The sequence below is a fragment of the Enterococcus timonensis genome, assembly GCF_900104595.1.
GTDB classification, from domain to species: domain Bacteria; phylum Bacillota; class Bacilli; order Lactobacillales; family Enterococcaceae; genus Enterococcus_J; species Enterococcus_J timonensis.
Window position 1 is genome coordinate 60,565 of sequence record NZ_FNVY01000003.1, and the last position, 14,985, is coordinate 75,549.

General features: G+C 39.5%; 13 protein-coding genes and 1 pseudogene. 11 read left to right on the plus strand and 3 right to left on the minus strand.

Going from position 1 to position 14,985, the window contains the following annotated elements; translation table 11 throughout:
• The first annotated feature begins 16 nt into the window (after positions 1 to 16).
• Positions 17 to 964 carry a 1,4-dihydroxy-2-naphthoate polyprenyltransferase gene (gene menA / locus BQ5341_RS02125; RefSeq protein ID WP_071130430.1) on the plus strand — a complete coding sequence of 316 codons (948 nt, stop codon included), beginning with the start codon at positions 17 to 19 and terminating at the stop codon, positions 962 to 964.
• A gap of 52 nt (positions 965 to 1,016) precedes the next feature.
• Here menA and BQ5341_RS02130 read toward each other — a convergent pair whose 3' ends face one another.
• Positions 1,017 to 1,589 (minus strand): TMEM175 family protein, encoded by a 573-nt coding sequence (locus BQ5341_RS02130; RefSeq protein WP_071130431.1) that lies wholly within the window; start codon positions 1,587 to 1,589, stop codon positions 1,017 to 1,019.
• A gap of 166 nt (positions 1,590 to 1,755) precedes the next feature.
• Between BQ5341_RS02130 and BQ5341_RS10460 the strand changes: the two genes are divergently transcribed.
• Both BQ5341_RS10460 and BQ5341_RS02135 read left to right on the plus strand, forming a co-directional pair.
• Positions 1,756 to 1,932 (plus strand): hypothetical protein, encoded by a 177-nt coding sequence (locus tag BQ5341_RS10460; RefSeq protein WP_158661724.1) that lies wholly within the window; start codon positions 1,756 to 1,758, stop codon positions 1,930 to 1,932.
• A gap of 105 nt (positions 1,933 to 2,037) precedes the next feature.
• A complete protein-coding gene (locus BQ5341_RS02135) occupies positions 2,038 to 2,412 on the plus strand; it encodes a hypothetical protein (protein ID WP_158661725.1) in 375 nt (124 codons plus the stop codon).
• A gap of 435 nt (positions 2,413 to 2,847) precedes the next feature.
• Here the strand turns inward: BQ5341_RS02135 and BQ5341_RS02140 are convergent, their stop codons facing one another.
• A complete protein-coding gene (locus BQ5341_RS02140) occupies positions 2,848 to 3,666 on the minus strand; it encodes a ZIP family metal transporter (RefSeq protein WP_071130433.1) in 819 nt (272 codons plus the stop codon).
• A 193-nt stretch (positions 3,667 to 3,859) separates the two neighbouring features.
• On the opposite strand from BQ5341_RS02140, the pseudogene spxB reads away from it, so the two are divergent.
• Positions 3,860 to 5,432: pseudogene (gene spxB, locus BQ5341_RS02145) on the plus strand (pyruvate oxidase).
• Between the two features lie 63 nt (positions 5,433 to 5,495).
• Here the strand turns inward: spxB and BQ5341_RS02150 are convergent.
• Entirely contained in the window at positions 5,496 to 6,140 is a 645-nt protein-coding gene (locus BQ5341_RS02150; protein ID WP_328585386.1) for an Rgg family transcriptional regulator, read from the minus strand.
• Positions 6,141 to 6,571: 431 nt separating this feature from the next.
• On the opposite strand from BQ5341_RS02150, the gene BQ5341_RS02155 reads away from it, so the two are divergent.
• The 7 genes from BQ5341_RS02155 (at position 6,572) to mutS (ending at position 14,960) form a co-directional block, all read left to right on the plus strand.
• The gene (locus BQ5341_RS02155) at positions 6,572 to 6,796 is read left to right on the plus strand and encodes a type II toxin-antitoxin system RelB/DinJ family antitoxin (protein ID WP_071130435.1); all 225 of its coding nucleotides are present in this window, start codon (positions 6,572 to 6,574) and stop codon (positions 6,794 to 6,796) included.
• Between the two features lie 173 nt (positions 6,797 to 6,969).
• Positions 6,970 to 8,595 (plus strand): ABC-F family ATP-binding cassette domain-containing protein, encoded by a 1,626-nt coding sequence (locus BQ5341_RS02160; protein ID WP_071130436.1) that lies wholly within the window; start codon positions 6,970 to 6,972, stop codon positions 8,593 to 8,595.
• A 511-nt stretch (positions 8,596 to 9,106) separates the two neighbouring features.
• A complete protein-coding gene (locus BQ5341_RS02165; RefSeq protein WP_071130437.1) occupies positions 9,107 to 10,027 on the plus strand; it encodes an ABC transporter ATP-binding protein in 921 nt (306 codons plus the stop codon).
• On the plus strand, positions 10,024 to 10,845 hold the full coding sequence (locus tag BQ5341_RS02170) for an ABC transporter permease (RefSeq protein WP_071130438.1): 822 nt from the start codon (positions 10,024 to 10,026) through the stop codon (positions 10,843 to 10,845). Before BQ5341_RS02165 ends, BQ5341_RS02170 begins: the two co-directional genes overlap by 4 nt.
• 275 nt (positions 10,846 to 11,120) lie before the next feature.
• Positions 11,121 to 11,915, plus strand: coding sequence for a TIGR00282 family metallophosphoesterase (locus BQ5341_RS02175; RefSeq protein ID WP_071130439.1), 795 nt, complete (start codon positions 11,121 to 11,123; stop codon positions 11,913 to 11,915).
• Between the two features lie 61 nt (positions 11,916 to 11,976).
• A complete protein-coding gene (locus BQ5341_RS02180) occupies positions 11,977 to 12,372 on the plus strand; it encodes a YlbF family regulator (protein WP_071130440.1) in 396 nt (131 codons plus the stop codon).
• A gap of 14 nt (positions 12,373 to 12,386) precedes the next feature.
• Positions 12,387 to 14,960, plus strand: coding sequence for a DNA mismatch repair protein MutS (mutS, locus tag BQ5341_RS02185; RefSeq protein ID WP_071130441.1), 2,574 nt, complete (start codon positions 12,387 to 12,389; stop codon positions 14,958 to 14,960).
• The last annotated feature ends 25 nt before the right edge of the window (positions 14,961 to 14,985 follow it).

Below are 14,985 nucleotides of genomic sequence, written 5' to 3' on the forward strand. Positions count from 1 at the left end.
GTGGAGGAGTGGTGGAATGACGGTAAAAAGTTTTTTGAAATTAGTTGAAATTCAAACGAAAATGGCTAGTGTATTTCCATTTTTTATGGCGCTGTTTTTTTCTTGGAGTTATTTTGAAACGGTGAACTGGGGTTACATGGCGCTGTTTTTTGCGGCGATGCTGCTTTTTGATATGGCCACCACCACGATAAATAATTATCAAGATTTTATGAAAGCCAAAGATGAGCATTATAAATATGAAGAAAATATTTTAGGAACAGCGCAAATTCAACCGAGTCTCGTGAGAAAAATTATTCTCGGTATGACGGCTGCCGCCTTTTTAATTGGTCTTTTTCTTGTTTGGCAAACGGGATGGCTGTTGCTTTTCATGGGCGCGGCGTGTTGTTTTATCGGTATTTTTTACACATCCGGCCCGATTCCTTTGTCGCGGATGCCGCTAGGGGAAGTGTTCTCCGGCGTGACGATGGGCGTGGGGATTCCGGCGATGGTGATTTATCTGAATACTTTTCAAGATAAAATTTTTTTCTTAGATTTATCAAACAATCAGTTCGCTTTAACGGGAACCATCAGCGGGGCGGTGGCGATTGTCTGGGCCTCTTTACCACTAGTTTTCACCATTGCCAATATTATGCTGGCTAATAATTTGCGGGATTTGGATACGGATATTGTCAATCATCGGTTTACTTTAGTCTTTTATATCGGGCGCAAAAATGGCACGACTTTATTTGAAATGATGCAACTAGCTTGTTTTGCCGTTTTACTTATCGGGTTTTTCTTTGGCGTGTATCAATGGCCGATTTTACTAGTCTTTTTGACCTTGCCAAAAGTCTGGAGCACGTTGAAAAAACATCGGAAAGAAGTGCCGGCACCAATTAGTTTTAAACGCTCGATGGAAAATTTCATTTTATTTAACGGGGCGTACGTATTGGCACTAGTTCTAACCGTTGTTTTGCAACAATTTTAAAAAATAAAAAGCTTCGCCACTCAGTTTAGACTGAAAGTGGCGAAGCTTTTTTTTAAAATAAATTTTCCGTGTGGCGATCAGGAATTAGCCAAAGAAGTAAAATCAAAACAATGACGACAAAAATTAGCAACGGATTAATCAAAAATCCTAGCAAAATTCCAAAGAGCATCCCGAAAATCGACAAATACATTTTTTGCAAATCTTTTTTATAATTTTGAAAACTTTCTTCATTTTGATGAGCGGAACTTAAGGCTTTATACAGCGTGTAGTAGGCGACATTTGCCAGGAAGAAAACAGCGCCATAAGTGACTTGCGGCACCAAATTCAAAAAATGATCACTCACCCAAGCCGTAGCAAAAGGAAAAAGACTCAAAGAAAAAATGAAAAAATTGTTGGCCCACAGCACGCGCCCGTTGACCTTGGTGACCAAGTGAAACAGGTGATGATGACTATTCCAATAAATAGCTAGAAAAACAAAACTCACCACATAAATCACAAACTTGTGACTCACCGCCAACAAATCTTTAAACTCGGCTCCAGCTGGCTGATGAATTTCCAAAACTAGCAGCGTCATAATAATGGCAATCACCGCATCAGTAAAAGCTTCCACCCGACTCTTCGGCATAAAAGCCCTTCTTTCTAAAAGAAATGTAACGGAAATTTTTATCAAACGCAAGTTATTTCTTCCGGGGCTAAAGTCTGAGAAAATATCGGGCGCGAGTTAGAGGACAAGACTATGAAATTCTCGTAAACTGTAAGAGTAGAAAAAAACAAGTGTGGAGGAAATAAAAATGCGTGATATCGGAATGAAAATTTTAATAGTTATTGGAGCTTTTGTCGTCTTAGGTTTTGTCTTTCATATAATTGGTGGGATTTTGTGGTTTGCCATGAAATTTATTTTGCCACTGGCTTTAATTATTATCGCCGCTAAAATTATCAGCGATTTTGTAAGTACGCGCCGCCGCTAGAAAAAAATAAATACGGATAAACATTCGCGCTAAGGACATCTTAGTGCGAATTTTTTTTCTTTAACTATTTGCTTGTTTGCCTGCCAAGCAAAAAAGCCAATTGAAATGAAGACACAGCAAGAAATTGAAAAATGGCAGACTGAAAATGATTTTTCATTTTCTTTCGTGGCAAAGTCCACAGATGGCCAGCTTCAACCCTTTAGTAAGATAGTGCCCGCCGATGCAACAAATATCGGATTTTCCATAAATGATTTGGGGCGAGCTTTCTCCTTGCCGCAAGGATTGTTCATTGTATATATGGACGATAAAAAAGAATTCGAGGAAAATTTTACAAAAGAAAAACCACTGGATAATGCCGGCGGAGTCGCTCACATAAGAGAAATAGGGGCTTTTAAAAAAGGGAAACACCAGATGCGTTTGGTTGTAACCAGGTCAGGAGAGACGTCACGAGCGGTCACTTTAAATTATGAAATAAATTAAAAAAATAAAAATACAGTTAGCACATGACCGCGCTAACTGTATTTTTATTTTTTTCTACACCGCATGACGCGCCTTTGACAACCTTATTTGACGGTGTCTTTTGGGCAATGGCTAGGGAAAAAGATAATTCTTTCAGTGAATGTACCATTCGTCCTCGGTTTTCCTAATTTTCTACACCGATTGACGCGCCTTCGACAACCTTATTTGACGGTGTCTTTTGGGCAATGGCTAGGGAAAAAGATAATTCTTTCAGAGAATGTACCATTCATCTTCAGAATTCCTATTTTCCTACACCATTGAACGCCCAAAATACAACCTTATTTGACGGTGTCTCAGGCGCAGCGGTTAGGAAAATAGATAAAACTTCCGGCGAATGTACCCATTCGTTCTCGGTTTTCCTAATTTTCTACACCGCTTGACGCGCCTTCGACAACCTTATCCTAAAGCTACGTCTAGGATCATCATGATTGTGAATCCTACCATCACGCCGAAGACGGCGTAGTGGTTTTTTGAGCTGGAGGTTTGTTGGGCTTCGGGAATTAATTCTTCCACCACTACGTAAATCATGGCGCCAGCGGCAAAAGCTAGAGCGTATGGTAAAAGTGATTGGACGCGGGTGACTAAAATTGCTCCCAACACGCCGGCGATAGGTTCAACAATCCCGGATGCTTGACCGTATAAAAATGATTTGGTGCGGCTTAATCCTTCTTGGCGCAATGGAATGGAAACCGCCGCGCCTTCTGGAAAGTTTTGAATTCCGATACCGAGTGCAACTGAAATCGCCGCTAAAATACCAGCAGTGGGGGAAATCATTTCATTGGCCGCTCCAAAGGCAACTCCGACGGCTAAACCTTCTGGAATATTGTGCAAAGTAATCGAGAAAACCAAGAGAACCGTCCGTTTTAAATGTGAAGGCATACCTTCTGTTTCGTGTTTGGGACCAAAGTGCATATGAGGAATTGTTTTGTCGGCAATATATAAAAATATTCCGCCGGCACCAAAACCAATCGCGGCTACTAGCCAGGCGATGTCGCCATTTTCTTTAGCTTGGGCAATCGCTGGATCTAATAGTGACCAGAAGCTGGCGGCGATCATGACCCCAGACGCGAATCCTAACATTAAATTCAAAACATCTTTTTTAATTGTTTTGAAAAAGAAAACCAACGCCGCGCCTAACGCCGTCATAAAATAAGTAAAACCGGTACCCACGAGTGCTTGTTGCCAAGGGGCCAGCTCTAAGAAAAAATCAACCATCGAAAAACCTCTTTTCATTTTTAGTTATAATGTTTTGCCTTAATTTTAGGTTAGCCTAAAATTGTTAAAAAAGCAATTTATTTTTTTGCCGAGAGAAAATTTTTTTAATGCGAGACATTTTAGTTGGGGAATTTCTCGAAAATTCGTATACTAAATGAAAAGGTTTTAAATAAATTTTCAAAGGAGTATTATCATGACAAAAAAAATTCCCGCAGCACAAGCGATGGTCAAAGTTTTAGAAAGTTGGGGCGTGGACCATCTTTATGGGATTCCCGGCGACTCATTTATTTAACGGCTTGTACGATGCGCAAATGGATCACGTGCCGGTTTTGGCTTTAATCGGCCAAGTGCCCAGCACATCCATGAATTATACTTCTTTCCAGGAGCTAAATGAAAACCCGATGTTCGCCGATGTTTCTGTCTACAATCGGACGGTGATGAATCCGGAAAGCTTGCCTCATGTGGTGGATGAAGCGATTCGCCACGCCTACAAATATTCCGGTGTTGCCGTGGTGACGATTCCGGTAAATTATGGCGTAAATGAAATTGATGATCTAGAATTTTCGACGGCAAAAAATTTCCGCCAAAATGTTTTACTACCGAACAACCAAGAAGATATTAAAAATGCCGCCGACTTAATTGCTCAAGCGAAACAGCCGATTTTATATATTGGTCAAGGGTTGCGCGGTGGATTTTCAGAAATCGAAAAATTTTCCAATCATTTTTCCATGCCCGTGGCAGCTTCAGTTTTAGCCAAAGGGATTGTCCCGGATAAATTTGAAAATTATTTAGGCCAAGCAGCACGTGTCGCTACAAAACCTGCTAACGAAGCTTTGGCTGTGGCAGACTTAATTGTCTTTGCGGGGAGTGATTTTCCTTTTGGTCGCAACTTTTTCAATCCCGATGCAAAATTTATTCAAATTGATACTGACACTAGTAAATTTGGGCGCCGCCATCACACGGATGTAGCGATTTTAGGAGACGGGAAAACGGCGCTTGCGCAAATTCGTGAACTTGGTGCCGCTCGTTCTGCTGATGCTTGGCTTAACGCTAACCAAAAAAATATGGTGAATTGGTACCAATGGCTCGATAATTTTGCCAACCGCAATGACGATGTTTTGCGGGCCGAAGAGATTTTTAAAGAAGTGAACCGAATTGCAGAAAAAGATGCGATTTTTGTCACCGATGTTGGGAACTCGACGATTTATGCGATTCGACATTTAATGATGAACGGTCAACAACTGTTCACCACTTCTGGTTGGTTTGCTACGATGGGTTACGGCGTGCCCGGCGGAATTGCCGCACAGTTAAGTTACCCTGATCGTCAAGTCTTCACTTTAAATGGCGATGGCGCGTTTGCCATGGTAGTTCAAGATATTTTGACCCAAGTGAAATACAATTTGCCAGTCATTAATCTTGTCTTCTCCAATGATTCATTTGGCTTTATTGAAGCCGAACAAGAAGATACGAAACAAACAAAATACGGCGTGAAAATTTTAGGCGCTGATTTTGCCAAAGTCGCTGAAGGATTGGGTGCAGTCGGCTTCACGGTGACGGATGCCAAAGATTTACCAGAAGTTTTCGATATGGCTAAAAAAAGTACGCAACCGGTGGTAATTGATTTGAAAATCGCCAACTTACGACCAATTCCAGTGGAAAATCTGATCCTTGATCCAGAAAAATATTCTTCAGAAGAAATTGCCGCTTTTAAAGAACGCTATGAAGTGGAAAACTTACCAACATTGCGGGAGCTTTTAGCACAGTAATAGTAATAGAAAAACAAAAGCCACGCCGAAAATAATTCGGCGTGGCTTTTTTAACGATTTATTTTACAGCCCGGTCTTATCTTCACCTAAAAGGGCATGTTCTATTTCAAGTAAGTTTTCAACTTCATCAATATATCCTAATAATTTAAATGTTTCGATCGTTATCGAGCCATCAAATTCAAAATTCCCGGTGATTGACTGGTATAGTCTTGAGAAAAAACGCCAATAGAGGCGCCCTTTTATATAATCTGAGTCAGATGTAGCATCGTATAAATAGGCAAGAAGATCGACAACTTCATCGTAATTTTTTTCTTCAAAAGAGAGCAAAATCGAGTTGATTAAAAATTTTATGAAAGCAAGAGTATGCTTAGACGATGATTTGAACTTTCTAAATTGAGCAACGACATCATGATAATTAAAATTCCGAAATTCAGATCCAAATAATCCAAGACAATTTGTGTACATCGCCAATTCAAAATAACCCCAATCTTCTACCTGGGCGAGATATTCTAAGACTTTATTCATTTCCTCTGGGCTTACTTTTTCGCCAGTATAATTTGGAAGTCGAACAAGGACAGCTTTCGCCTGAACAATGAGAAATAGATAAAAAATATCGTGAGTATTGGCGTACTCTTGTTGTAATTCGTCTAAAAAAGCCTTTAATACTGGAATGATTATAGTTATTTTCCTAATTTTGGGAAGACCAATTCATTTTAGAAACACAGCTTTAAAAAGCAAATAGACTTTTCTACGTATTATATTGCTGCGAGGACAACAAGGATTTAGCCAGTCCGATTGAATGAATCCGTGAAGAATATTATTCCACCGAAACCGTGATGGGACAAGGTTCGCGTGAAAATTTAGTTGAAGTTGAGGATGAATGGGAATGAGCTTTGAAGTAAAATTCACCACATTTTCAAAAAAAGAAGTGAGGCCGAAGTTTATCTAGAGACAGAGGAAAGACTTGGTAGAAAAAATTAAATTTTTAGCTATTTAGCAAAAAGGAGGTCGCGACTGGCTTTCTTTTTTTTTGCGAAAAATTTCAATAAAAAAATTAATTCGTCTTAATTTATGTTCCCAACATGTTGTTATCGTGAACCTGATATGTTATAGTATTTCAGGAAATGTGAGGTGCAAGAATGGGAACAACGAACAAAAAGCCGATTCATATCAGTGTGGAGGCAAACTTAAAAGATAGCGCTGAGCAACTTTTTAATGATTTAGGATTAAATATGACCACAGCAATCACCATTTTTCTTAAACAGTCGGTGGCAAATCAAGCGATTCCGTTTTCAATAAATAAAGCAAACGTGGAAACAATGCAGACAATTCAAAATACGAACGAAAGCTCTGTTGGCGACTGATTTATAAAGATGAAGTTGAGTAACTAATCTTGGATTTTACAACAACAAGATGACTGAGAGAATTATTTCTAATAACTAATAAGAAAGAAGCGCATTTTCGTGTTCCTTTATTGGTGGAATTCAGTTATAATTCACTCATTGTGATATTTTAGATATTTAGGAGGAAGATACATTTGATTACAGTAAGTGATGTGAGTTTGAATTTTTCAGACCAAAAGTTATTTAAAGATGTGAATATCAAATTTACACCCGGCAATTGTTATGGTTTGATTGGCGCAAATGGTGCTGGCAAATCGACATTTTTGAAAATTTTGGCTGGCGATATTGCCCCATCGACGGGGAATGTGATTTTAGGACCAGATGAACGCTTAGCTACTTTGCGACAAAATCATTTTGACTATGAAGATTTAACCGTGATGGAAACCGTGATTATGGGTCACGAACGTTTGTATGCCATCATGAAAGAAAAAGATGCTATTTATATGAAGGAAGATTTTTCCGAAGCAGACGGCATTAAAGCGGCTGAACTTGAAGGTGAGTTTGCCGAATTAGGCGGTTGGGAAGCTGAAGTGGAAGCGAGCCAAATGTTACAAGGTTTGAACATTCCAGAAAAATTCCACCAACAAAAAATGTCTGAGTTAACTGCCGGCGAAAAAATTAAAGTCTTGTTAGCTCAAGCTTTGTTTGGCAAACCGGACGTTCTGCTATTGGATGAACCTACCAACGGATTAGATGTTGCATCGATTGATTGGTTGGAAGAATTTTTAATTAATTTTGAAAATACTGTTATCGTCGTGAGTCATGACCGTCACTTTTTAAATAAAGTCTGCACCCACATGGCCGATCTTGATTTTAATCAAATCAAATTATATGTCGGTAACTACGATTTCTGGTTGGAGTCTTCACAATTGGCCCAAAGATTGCAACAAGATTCTAATGCCAAAAAAGAAGAAAAAGTCAAAGAGTTACAAGAATTTATCGCCCGTTTCTCGGCCAATGCTTCAAAATCTAAACAAGCAACTTCCCGGAAAAAAATGTTGGAAAAAATCACTTTAGATGACTTGCAACCAAGTTCACGTCGTTATCCATTTATTAAATTTAACGCCAATCGGGAAATTGGAAATGATTTATTACAAGTGGATAATTTGTCGGTAAGTGTCGGTGGCGAAAAAGTGCTTGATAAAGTTAGCTTTACTTTAAATAAAGATGATAAAGTAGCTTTTCTTGGGAAAAATGACGTTGTAACCACAACTTTATTTAAAGTTTTGGCCGGCGAACTTGAACCAGATTCTGGATCAATTCGCTGGGGCGTGACAACGACCCAAGCTTATTTACCAAAAGATTCCACGAGTTTATTTAGTGGGGAAACGACGATTCTTGATTGGTTGCGCCAATTTGCCGAAAAAGAAGAAGACGATAATACTTTCTTGCGGGGCTTTTTAGGTCGGATGTTATTTTCTGGCGATGATGTTTTAAAACCAGTCAATGTTTTATCCGGTGGGGAAAAAGTCCGGGTCATGCTCAGCAAATTAATGTTGTTAAAAGCCAATGTTTTATTGTTGGACGATCCAACGAACCATTTGGATTTGGAAAGCATTACTGCCTTAAATGATGGTTTGATTGATTTCAAAGGCGCGATTTTATTTGCCAGCCATGACCATCAATTTATCCAAACCACTGCCAATCGGATTATTTACTTAAGCACCGACGGCATCGTGGACCGCGCCGAAACAACCTACGACGAATTTAGAGGAAATCCAGATGTTCAAAAAAGAATGAAAGAACTAGGCGCAGAATAAGGATGTCTTTTGAATGATTAATGGTGTAGGAAAATAGGGAAATTTTTGAAAATCCCGGTTTTGGATTTTCAATTATTTTATCTTTTTCCCTAGCCATTGTTCAAAAGACACCGTCAAATAAGGATGTCGAAAAGGTGATCAGCTGCGTAGAAAATTAGGAAAACTGAGGACGAATGGAACATTCGCCGGAAGTTTTATCTATTTTCCTAGCAGCTACCTTTGAGACACCGTAAAACAAGGTTGTCAAAAAAAGCGAGTTGCCTTGTAGGAAAATAGTAAAATGGTGAATGATTGCAACGCAATCAGAAGGCATTTTGTCTTTTTCCCTAGAGGCATCTTTTTTTACACCGTCTATCAACTTCTCAAAAACAAAATATACTCCCTAAAGTTGGCCGTTTCCGGTCAACTTTTTTTACGAACAATCAGTCTTAAGTTTTAGATAATCCGTCTTTAGTCGGGGTTTTCTGGAATTTTTTTGTGGTATGATAAAGAAATTGAAGGAGGGAAAAAGATGGAAACAACACAAGCTTTAACCGTTTCACAGCTGACCAAAAAAGTCGGCAAAAAAACAATTGTCTCTGATGTGAGTTTTTCGTTAACACCAGGGAAAATCACCGGTCTTCTAGGACCAAATGGCGCCGGAAAAACGACCATTATTCGTTTACTGGTAGGATTAATGTCACCAACGAACGGGACAATCGAAATTGTGGGATACAATTTGCAAGAAAATTTTTCAAATGCTTTACGCCAAGTAGGTGCAATTATTGAAACACCGGAATTTTATAATTATTTAACCGGGACCGAGAATTTACGACTCTTAGCAAAAATGTCTGATGCAACAATTTCTGAAGAAAAAATTCAACAAGCCTTAAGTGCCGTGCATTTAACGCAACAAAAAGATCAAAAAGTCCGCACCTATTCATTAGGAATGCGCCAACGATTAGGAGTGGCCCAAGCGATGGTCCACAGCCCGAAAGTTTTGGTTTTTGACGAACCGATGAACGGGCTAGATCCCGCCGGCATGCGAGAATTCCGCGAATTATTATTTGAGCTAGCTCAAAGTGGTGTAGCAATTTTAATTTCATCACATCAATTAGCCGAAATCGAATTGATGTGTGACACGCTAATTATTTTGCAAAATGGCGTGGTGACTCGTACGGAAAATTTACAAAAAGAAAAAACCGTGACTAGTCTTGGTCGATTGCGTTTAGAAACGACGGATAATCTTCAAGCAATAGCACTTTTGTCGCAAGCTGGGTTTCACGTGGAACAAAAAGAAAATGAAATTTTTATTCATGTGGAAACAGATGAGCGGGAAAAAATTTCTCGTTTGTTAATGGCGCAACAAATCGCCATTTTAACTTTTGTCTTTGATCGACCAACTTTAGAAGACAACTTCTTAAACTGGACTAAAGGAGGCGAGTTGAAATGATGAATTTAATTCGTATAGAAAGTTTTAAGTTAGCTAAAAAGAAAATTTCTTGGATGATTCCAGTAATTATTTTCGTTTTATCAGCGTTATTCTTAATTGTTATTCGGAAATTCTCAGCTGAAATTCCACAAGCGACCGATTATTTGATGGATATGATGGGCCTACCACCCTTAATGAATTTGGGAATTGTGGTAATTGCTTCAGGAATTATTTCTTCGGAGTTTTCAAAAGGGACCGTCAAATTTTTGTTGATTCGCCCCTACACTCGTGCCAAAATTTTCTTAGCTAAATTTATTGTAACGATGATCTACGCAGTTTTATTTAGCATTTTTCTTCTATTAACTACATTGGTTTTGACCAATTTAATTTTAATACCCGGCTCACCCATGACTTTCATCGATCTTTACGGGACCTCGGCACTTACGGCGGCTTTAATGAATTTAGGATTGAATTTATTTTTAATTCTTTTTTATGTGGCCATCGCCTTCTTGCTCCAAGCGCTCACTCGCTCGCAAGCACTGGCTGTCGGTTTTGGCGTGTCTTTCGTTTTCGGTTCAAGCGTTTTGAATACGATTAATCAACTCATCATTTACAAATATTCATTTTTAAAATGGAATCCGCTGAACTTTTTAAATATTAAACAAACAATCTACGTCAGCTATAAGGATGGCTTGATTGGTACGATAAATATGGCCGGCGACTCGGTGAATTTATACGTCAGCACTTGGCAAATGGCAGTAGGACTCGTCATCACCAGTGCCATCTTATATTTCATCGGCCAAAAAATCTTCCAAAAACGCGACGTCACGTTGACATAAGGATGTGTTTTAGGTGTTCAGCACTGTAAGAAAATAGAAAAATGGTGCATGATTGCTTGCAATCAGAAGGCATTTTATCTTTTTCTCTAAGTGCTACCTAAAACACACCGTCAATAAGGATGTGTTTTATCCGGTTAACAGCAAAAAAAATTAAATAAACATAACAAACACAAAAGGGCAGCCTACGACAAGTCGGCTGCCCTTTTCATTTTAAGGTAAAGCCTTTATAATAAGGCATGTTAAGAAACAAATTGTTCCTAGAAAGAGGTTAAAAAATGCGTATCCTTTTTGTTGGCGATGTCATGGGTTCATTAGGCCGAACGATGATTAGTAATTATTTGCCAAAGTTAAAACAGAAATATCGGCCACAAATGACCATCGTTAATGGTGAAAATGCCGCCAGTGGTCGGGGCATCACTGAAAAAATTTATAAAAAATTATTACAAGATGGCGCCGATTTAATTACTATGGGCAATCATACTTGGGACAATCGGGAAATTTTTACTTTCATCGATTCAGCGAATAAAATGGTTCGTCCGGCGAATTTTCCAGCGGGAACTCCCGGCGTTGGTCTTAGAATTGTGCAAGTGAATGCGGAAAAATTGGCAGTGATTAATTTACAAGGGCGAGCTTTAATGAATCCCTTGGACGATCCATTTACTAAAGCGGACGAATTAGTAGCCCAAGCGCAAAAAGAAACGTCAAATATTTTTGTCGATTTTCACGCGGAAACGACTAGCGAAAAACAAGCGATGGGTTGGTATCTTGACGGCCGCGTGTCGGCCGTTTGTGGCACCCATACCCACGTTCAAACAAATGACGCGCGGATTTTGCCTAAAGGAACGGGTTATTTAACCGATGTCGGTATGACTGGGCCGTTTAATGGTATTTTGGGCATGAAAAAAGAAGCGGTCATTGATAAATTTATTACTAGCTTGCCTCACCGTTTTGAAGTAGTAGAAGAAGGCGATGGTTTATTATGTGGTGCCGTGCTTGATTTAACGCTTGATGGCCAATGTAAAAAAATTCAAGCCTTCCAAGTTTCTCCAGATCATCCTTTCATGGATTAAATTTTTACTCGCCACCATTCTTTATATTTCTTTATATTAAAAAATTAGCCGAGGTGAAGTGATGTTGGAAAAAAGTCAAAATGAAAAAATCGATCCACCAGTTGCCGAAATTCTAGCTGAACTTTTGGCCAAATTAAAAGAGCACGAACTTGTGGAAAATTTCCAAGAAATTGCGGCCACTGTTGAAAATCAGCCGGAAATTGCCCAGCTGGAAGAAAATATAAAAACAGCGCAGCAAGAAATTGTTAATTTTGATCATTATGAAAAACCAGAAGCCGCCGCTCGTGCCAAAAAACAAGCGGACGAATACACCCGCACGCTAAATAATTTGCCACAAGTGCAAGAATATCGCGTTCGTTTAAGTGACGCCAATGACTTATTACAGGGCATAACGACCATTATCCAAGAAAAAATGCAAGAAAACATTTCACAAAAAATAAAAAATACCAATGAATAAAGGAAGTGAAGCCCGTGCCGCAAAAAACCAAAAACACGCCCATGATGGAACAATATTTTGCTATTAAAGAACAGTATCAAGATGCGTTTTTATTTTATCGGCTAGGGGATTTTTACGAGTTATTTTACGATGACGCCATCCAAGTATCGCAACTGCTAGAACTCACCTTAACAAGTCGTAATAAATCCGCCGACGATCCGATTCCCATGTGCGGCGTGCCTCATCACGCGGTGGCCGGCTACATCGACACACTAGTTGACCAAGGATTTAAAGTGGCGATTTGTGAGCAAATGGAAGACCCGAAAAAAGCGGTGGGCATGGTGAAACGGGAAGTCGTTCAACTAGTCACACCAGGCACGCGGATGGAAGGCAAAAGTCTGTCGGCTAAAGAAAATAATTATTTATCAGCGCTAGGCCAAAGTTCACAAGGATTTGGTTTTGCCTATGTGGATTTATCGACTGGCGAATTGAAGGCTTGTTTATTAGCCGACGAGCAAGGCATCATCAACGAAATCGGCGCTTTGCAAACTAAAGAACTCGTGCTCACTACCCCGCTACCTGACGATATTCAAAAAAATTTAAAAGCCCGCTTTAATCTCGTTTTTTCAAAGCAAGAAGAAACGATTGATTCCAGCGAGCAAAATTATTTATTGCAACATATCAAAAATCCCACTGAAAAAAATGTGCTGGCGCGTTTATTAAGCTATTTAGAAAAAACGCAAAAACGCAGCTTAAGTCATTTGCAAATGGCGGAAGGTTACGAACCAGATCACTTTTTAAAATTAGATTATTTTTCAAAATATAATTTAGAATTAGCTCAATCAATTCGTACGGGACACAAAAAAGGCACGCTGTTATGGCTTTTAGATGAAACGAAAACGGCCATGGGTGGTCGTTTATTAAAACAATGGTTGGATCGCCCTTTAATTCAAGCGACTGAAATTAGCGCGCGCCAAGAAATTGTCGAAAAATTATTGGCGAGCTTTTTTGAACGGAAAGAATTGGCGGAAGCTTTAAAAAATGTTTACGACTTAGAACGCTTAGCCGGCCGCGTCGCTTATGGTAACGTCAACGGTCGCGATTTATTACAATTAAAAAATTCCCTGCAACAAATTCCACAAATCATCCAGTTAATCAATGGCATCGATGCGGGTGAATTTGCGCCACTCTTAAACTTAATGGATCCTTTGCCTGATTTGGTGAACTATATTGATCGAGCGATTTCTGAAGAGGCGTCGATTTTAATTACGGAAGGTCGGGTCATTAAAGATGGATTCAACGGTCAACTTGATGAGTATCGCGACGCCATGAAACACGGCAAACAATGGATTGCCCAAACGGAAGCTGACGAACGTGTCGCTACTGGAATCAAAAATTTAAAAGTCGGTTTTAATCGCGTCTTTGGCTATTATATTGAAATTACGAAAGCCAATCTCGGCACTTTACCGCCGGAACGCTATACCCGCAAGCAAACGTTAGCCAACGCGGAACGATTTATTACACCAGAATTAAAAGTGGTGGAAGAAAAAATTCTCTCGGCGGAAGAAAAATCAGTCGCTTTAGAATATGATTTATTTATCGAAGTCCGGGAAAATGTTAAAAAAAATATCGGTCCGCTGCAACAATTAGCCCACGCCGTTGCCCAACTGGACTGCTTACTTAGTTTTGCCGAAATCGCTGAAGAATATGATTATGTAAAACCTATTATGACGGTCGGCGGTAAAAATTTAAAATTAATTGACGGACGTCACCCTGTTGTGGAAAAAGTTTTGGGCCACCAACAATATGTGCCGAATTCTTTAACTATGACGCCAGAAACGGAAATTTTATTAATTACCGGACCGAATATGTCTGGGAAAAGTACGTATATGCGCCAAGTCGCCTTGACCGTTATTATGGCGCAAATGGGCAGTTTTGTTCCGGCGAAGTCTGCCGAGTTGCCAATTTTTGATCAAATTTTCACTCGAATCGGTGCCAGCGACGATTTAATTGCCGGTCAATCGACCTTTATGGTGGAAATGATGGAAGCCAATCTCGCCTTGCAACACGCCACGGACCAGAGTCTGATTTTATTTGACGAATTGGGCCGAGGCACAGCAACATACGATGGCATGGCGTTAGCTCAAGGAATTATCGAGTATGTTCACGAAAAAATTCGCGCCAAAACTTTATTTTCCACCCATTATCATGAGCTGACAGTTTTAGAAAATTCTTTAGCCCATTTAAAAAATGTTCATGTGGGTGCCGTCGAACAAGATGGCGAAGTGGTCTTCTTGCACAAAATTTTACCAGGACCCGCTGATAAAAGTTACGGGATTCATGTGGCCAAAATTGCCGGCTTACCGGAAGATTTATTGGAACGGGCGGCGAGCATTTTAACGCATTTGGAAAATCAAGAAACAACGCTTACTGAAAAAAATGAAAAATCATCAGAAAAAGTTGCCGAAACTAGCGACCAACTGAGTCTCTTTTCAATCCAGACACCTGAAGAACAAACGGTGGTTGAGGAACTAAAAAAAGTGAATTTGTTAGAAATGACCCCGATGGATGCTTTGAATAAATTATATGAATGGCAAAAACGAATCTAAGGCTGAAAATTTTCCGCCTAGAAAG

Bases quoted from the DNA above. Each gene is read 5' to 3' on its own strand.
- BQ5341_RS02140 (WP_071130433.1), bottom strand. From the start codon at position 3,666: ATGGTTGATTTTTTCTTAGAGCTGGCCCCTTGGCAACAAGCACTCGTG.
- BQ5341_RS02180 (WP_071130440.1), top strand. From the start codon at position 11,977: ATGTTGGAAAAAAGTCAAAATGAAAAAATCGATCCACCAGTTGCCGAA.
- BQ5341_RS02130 (WP_071130431.1), bottom strand. From the start codon at position 1,589: ATGCCGAAGAGTCGGGTGGAAGCTTTTACTGATGCGGTGATTGCCATT.
- BQ5341_RS02155 (WP_071130435.1), top strand. From the start codon at position 6,572: ATGGGAACAACGAACAAAAAGCCGATTCATATCAGTGTGGAGGCAAAC.
- BQ5341_RS02170 (WP_071130438.1), top strand. From the start codon at position 10,024: ATGATGAATTTAATTCGTATAGAAAGTTTTAAGTTAGCTAAAAAGAAA.
- BQ5341_RS10460 (WP_158661724.1), top strand. From the start codon at position 1,756: ATGCGTGATATCGGAATGAAAATTTTAATAGTTATTGGAGCTTTTGTC.
- BQ5341_RS02135 (WP_158661725.1), top strand. From the start codon at position 2,038: ATGAAGACACAGCAAGAAATTGAAAAATGGCAGACTGAAAATGATTTT.
- menA (WP_071130430.1), top strand. From the start codon at position 17: ATGACGGTAAAAAGTTTTTTGAAATTAGTTGAAATTCAAACGAAAATG.
- BQ5341_RS02165 (WP_071130437.1), top strand. From the start codon at position 9,107: ATGGAAACAACACAAGCTTTAACCGTTTCACAGCTGACCAAAAAAGTC.
- BQ5341_RS02175 (WP_071130439.1), top strand. From the start codon at position 11,121: ATGCGTATCCTTTTTGTTGGCGATGTCATGGGTTCATTAGGCCGAACG.